This window comes from Mesorhizobium sp. M7A.F.Ca.CA.002.15.2.1, from assembly GCF_003998715.1.
Lineage (GTDB): Bacteria > Pseudomonadota > Alphaproteobacteria > Rhizobiales > Rhizobiaceae > Mesorhizobium > Mesorhizobium ciceri.
This window is the reverse complement of sequence record NZ_RZPI01000482.1, coordinates 1-4446: the sequence shown is the minus strand read 5'-3', so window position 1 is coordinate 4446 and position 4446 is coordinate 1. Positions and strand designations below refer to the sequence as shown.

The following is a 4446-nucleotide window of genomic DNA, read 5'->3' as shown; positions in this document are numbered from 1 at the left end:
GCGCCAAGCTGATGGCGGGCGAGCAGCGCCAGGAAGCGTTTTTCGTAGTCGCTGGTGCCGGCGTCGCCGAAAAACTGCGCGGCGGCGATCCGCGGCCCAGCTGTCTCCGCGGAGAGCGCGGGTCGCGCGCAAGCGCTCTGGCCTTGCAGGAGATCGCAGGCATTGCGACCAGTACCGGCACAGCCGGCAAGGACAGCCAGCCCGAACAGAACAACGGCGATGAATGCGCGACCCTTCACCCGGCCGCTCCGGTCTTCAGGGCGCTCAATTGCGCCGGATCGCGCGGCGGCATGAAGCCCTGCGGGAAGACCTTGCAGACGGGAATGGCGAAGGTGGCGATCAGCAGTTCGGCCTCGCCGCGCATCTTGCGCGGCGTTGCGTTGTCGTCACGGATCGCTTTCGCCGAGGCGACCAGGGCGCCGTCGCAGTCGCAATGGTTGTGGCGGGCGATGTAACAGGCGTCATGCGTCTGGCAGGCCGCGTCGAGGCGGTCGACCGGCCGGGCCGACAGATCGCCGGTGCGGGTGCCGGGGCCGCAATAATTGCCGAAGACGAAAGGCGAAGGCCGCGCCATGGCGTAGCGGATCGGTTTGGGCAGTTCGGCCTCCGGGACCTTCGTCCACGGATTGGCGCAAGCGGAAACGAAAAGCAGCGGCAGGATGGCAAGAACGGCTCGCATGTCTATCCGCGCCAGCTTTCTGAAAGGTTCCCCACCCGGCGACCTGCCCGTGGCCGGCGACCGCACGCCTGATGCCACACTGGCCGGTTTTGTGGCAAGGAAAAGGCGGCACGGCCAAAGCGTATCGCGTTTGATCGGATTCATGCGATGCGCTTTAGCGTCTTAGTTTATGCATGTCGTTCGCCCAAAACCGAGATCAGTTTTGGGCGACATGCCTCAGACGAACAGGTTCCGCTCCCGCTCCACCATCTTGGTGATGAAGCTGGCGACGATCTGGACGCGGCGCAGTGGCCTGACCGATTCGTGATAGACCAGCCAGTAGGCGCGGCGGATGGGTGCCACGACATCGACCGGCACGAGTTCCGGCATCGAGCGGGCGACGAAGGTGTGCAGGATGCCGATGCCGGCGCCCGAGCGCACTGCTTCGGCCTGGCCGAGCGCCGAGGAGATGGCGAAACTGGTGCGCCAGTCCGCGCTGAATTCGGCCGCGTAGTCGAGCGAAGGGCTGACAATGAGATCCGGCACATAGCCGATAAGGGTGTGCTGGCCGAGTTCGGCCGCTGTTTTGGGCAGACCATTGGCATCGACATAAGCGCGCGAGGCAAACAGGCCGAGCGAATAGTCGACCAGCTTTCCCGCCACCAGCCGGCCTTCGGTCGGCCGCTCGACAGTGATGGCGATGTCCGCCTCGCGGCGCGACAGGGAGAAGGAGCGCGGCACCGGCACAAGCTGGATCGTCAGTTCGCGGTGCAGGGCGGTCAGCGCGCCAAGGCGTTTGGCCAGGAAGGCAACGCCAAAACCGTCCGGGGCGCCGATGCGCACCGTGCCGGAAACATCGTCGCCTTCGCCTGATATGGTCGAGCGCGCGGCGATCATGTCGCCCTCCATGCGCTCGGCAATGTCGAGGAAGCGCTCGCCGGCGGGAGTCAGCTCGCTGCCGGTGGTCAGCCGGCGAAACAGCTTTGTCCGAAGCGCATCCTCGAGTGCGGCGATGCGGCGTGAGACGGTGGCGTGGTTGAGCTCCAGCCGTTTGGCGGCGCCAAGGATCTGGCCGGCACGCGCCACGGCAAGGAAGATGCGGACGTCATCCCAGTTCATGGGGATGGTCCAGATGACAATCGCTGACGCCGCGTCCTGTGGTGGAAACTCAATCTCTCAATCCCTGCTGCTATCAGACGGGGTCTCGCATTTGCGAGAATTGATGCTCGTCCGTCAACCGCTATCTACTTTCCGCACAACGGTTGCGTTCTCCGTCGCGTTGCCATCCGCCGGCCAAAGGCGGACAATGCAGCATCACAAACAAGGGAGAGAAATCATGATCGACTATGGTCATTTCATCGGCGGCAAGCACGTCGCCGGGACCAGCGGCCGCAAGCAGGATGTCATGCAGCCGATGGACGGCTCCGTGCGCGGCACGGTGGCGCTGGCATCACAGGCGGAACTGCGCGCTGCGGTGGAGAACGCCAAGGCTGCGCAGCCGAAATGGGCCGCAACCAACCCGCAGCGTCGCGTGCGCGTGCTGATGAAGTTTCTCGAACTGGTCGCCCGCGACTATGACGAACTGGCCGACATCCTGGCGCGCGAGCACGGCAAGACGATCGCCGACGCCAAGGGCGACATCCAGCGCGGCCTCGAAGTGGTCGAAGTCTGCATCGGCGCGCCACACATGATGAAGGGTGAATTCACCGACGGCGCCGGCCCCGGCATCGACGTCTATTCGATGCGCCAGCCGCTCGGCGTCGTCGCCGGCATCACGCCGTTCAACTTCCCGGCAATGATCCCGCTGTGGAAGATCGCGCCGGCCATCGCCTGCGGCAACGCCTTCATCCTGAAGCCTTCGGAGCGCGATCCGGGCGTGCCGATGCGCATCGCCGAACTGTTCCTCGAAGCTGGCCTGCCGGGGGGCATCCTCAATGTCGTCAATGGCGACAAGGACGTGGTCGACGCCATCCTCGACGATCCCGACATCAAGGCCATCGGCTTTGTCGGCTCGACGCCGATCGCCCACTACATCTATTCGCGCGGCACGGCCGCCGGCAAGCGCGTGCAGTGCTTCGGCGGCGCCAAGAACCACATGATCATCATGCCCGATGCCGACATGGACCAGACGGTCGACGCGCTGATCGGCGCCGGCTACGGCTCGGCCGGCGAACGCTGCATGGCGATCTCGGTTGCCGTCCCGGTCGGCAACGACACCGCCAACCGGCTGATGGAAAAGCTGATCCCGCGCGTCGAAAGCCTGAAGGTCGGTCCTTCGACCGACTCTTCCGCCGATTTCGGCCCGCTGGTGACGCGCCAAGCCCTGGAGCGGGTCAAGGGCTATGTCGACACCGGCGTCAAGGAAGGCGCCAAGCTGGTCGTCGACGGCCGCGGCTTCTCCATGCAGGGCTATGAAGACGGCTACTATATGGGCGGCTGCCTGTTCGACAACGTCACCGCGGACATGCGCATCTACAAGGAAGAGATCTTTGGGCCGGTGCTGTCGGTTGTGCGCGCGCCGACCTATGAGAGCGCGATCAAGCTCGCCAACGACCACGAGATGGGCAATGGCGTCGCCATCTTCACTCGTGACGGCGATGCCGCGCGCGATTTCGCAAGCCGTGTCCAGGTCGGCATGGTCGGCATCAATGTGCCGATCCCGGTGCCGATCGCCTACTACACCTTCGGCGGTTGGAAGGCGTCTTCCTTCGGCGACCTCAACCAGCACGGCCCGGACGCGTTCCGTTTCTACACCAAGACCAAGACGGTGACCTCGCGCTGGCCGTCCGGGATCAAGGACGGTGCCGAATTCGTCATCCCGACGATGAACTGACCGGACAACAGATTGATTTTGAATTTGAGGCCCGGGCGCTCGCGCCCGGGCTTTTTTGCAGTCCGGCGACGACCCTATCTGCGTGAACGCTAATGTGATGGAACCAAGTGGGCATCTGCCGTCTTGGTTTGCAGTCCTGCCGCAAGGAGGTACGGCAGATCAAGCAACGGCGCTGGCGACAGCTTCGGGGACATCGTCTGGCGCAAGGAGGTGTCAGATGACCCGTCTTGTGGCAACGCTATTTTTCGCGGCGGTTTCCGCGTTTGCCGCCGTCCCGGCGATGGCGGAGCAATGCGCAGCCCGTGCGGATATGATCAAAGCGCTCGGGGAAAAATTCCACGAAAGCGAGGCTGCGCGCGGCCTGGTCAACCCGAGCGTCATTCTTGAGATATTCGTCTCCGACCAGGGCACCTGGACGATCCTTGCCACCGACACGCATGGTCAGAGCTGCGTCATCACGGCGGGCGAAGGCTGGGACGGTTCGTTGATGGCGGCGGCTGCCTTGCCAGGGACGTGATCCGAGCTTCGAGGAAGCACCGGCGACGAAAGCGCATCGGATTAAAAGACGCTCAGCGCGTCGCCGCCGTTTCGGCGTGGCCGCGCAGCAGCGCCATCAGGCGTTTGGCATCCTTGGCCGCGGCCTCCTCGTCGCCGGCAAGGATCGAGCGGATCAGCGCGACATGGTGCTCGGCGGATTCGGCAAGACCGGTCTCGGCCTTGTAGCGGAACCAGAAGCGGCGGCTGTGGGTCTGCAACGGGGCGGCCAAACGGGCGGCGAAGGGATTGTCGGCAGCCAGTGCCAACGCTTCGTCAAGTGCCTTGTCGGCCTGAATGAAGGCAAGCACGTTGCCCGAGATCACCGCTTTCTGCATGGCAAGCGCTGCTTCGTGAAACAGGTCGGCGGCCTCGCGGGTGACGAAGCGGGCGGCCGAGCGGGCCAGCACCACCTCGACGC

5 protein-coding genes and 1 pseudogene are annotated in these 4446 nt (G+C 64.6%); 2 read left to right on the top strand and 4 right to left on the bottom strand.

Features of this window, described 5'->3' with window-relative positions; genetic code table 11:
• From ENZ74_RS23235 to ENZ74_RS23225, 3 genes and pseudogenes are all read right to left on the bottom strand, one after another.
• Positions 1-239 (bottom strand): annotated as a pseudogene (locus ENZ74_RS23235) (phosphatidylserine/phosphatidylglycerophosphate/cardiolipin synthase family protein); the annotation flags it as partial.
• The gene (locus ENZ74_RS23230; protein WP_063170362.1) at positions 236-679 is read right to left on the bottom strand and encodes a hypothetical protein; all 444 of its coding nucleotides are present in this window, start codon (positions 677-679) and stop codon (positions 236-238) included. The gene ENZ74_RS23230 and the pseudogene ENZ74_RS23235, both read right to left, overlap by 4 nt.
• A gap of 216 nt (positions 680-895) precedes the next feature.
• On the bottom strand, positions 896-1777 hold the full coding sequence (locus ENZ74_RS23225; protein WP_013529085.1) for a LysR family transcriptional regulator: 882 nt from the start codon (positions 1775-1777) through the stop codon (positions 896-898).
• A gap of 217 nt (positions 1778-1994) precedes the next feature.
• Between ENZ74_RS23225 and ENZ74_RS23220 the strand changes: the two genes are divergently transcribed.
• The gene (locus ENZ74_RS23220) at positions 1995-3491 is read left to right on the top strand and encodes a CoA-acylating methylmalonate-semialdehyde dehydrogenase (protein ID WP_127224145.1); all 1497 of its coding nucleotides are present in this window, start codon (positions 1995-1997) and stop codon (positions 3489-3491) included.
• A 217-nt stretch (positions 3492-3708) separates the two neighbouring features.
• Positions 3709-4008: a hypothetical protein gene (locus ENZ74_RS23215; RefSeq protein WP_024502890.1), complete on the top strand. Its 300-nt coding sequence runs from the start codon at positions 3709-3711 to the stop codon at positions 4006-4008.
• A gap of 52 nt (positions 4009-4060) precedes the next feature.
• On the opposite strand, the gene ENZ74_RS23210 is transcribed toward ENZ74_RS23215, so the two are convergent.
• Positions 4061-4446 (bottom strand): FCD domain-containing protein (locus ENZ74_RS23210; RefSeq protein ID WP_127313008.1); only part of this gene is annotated, 386 nt, incomplete at its 5' end.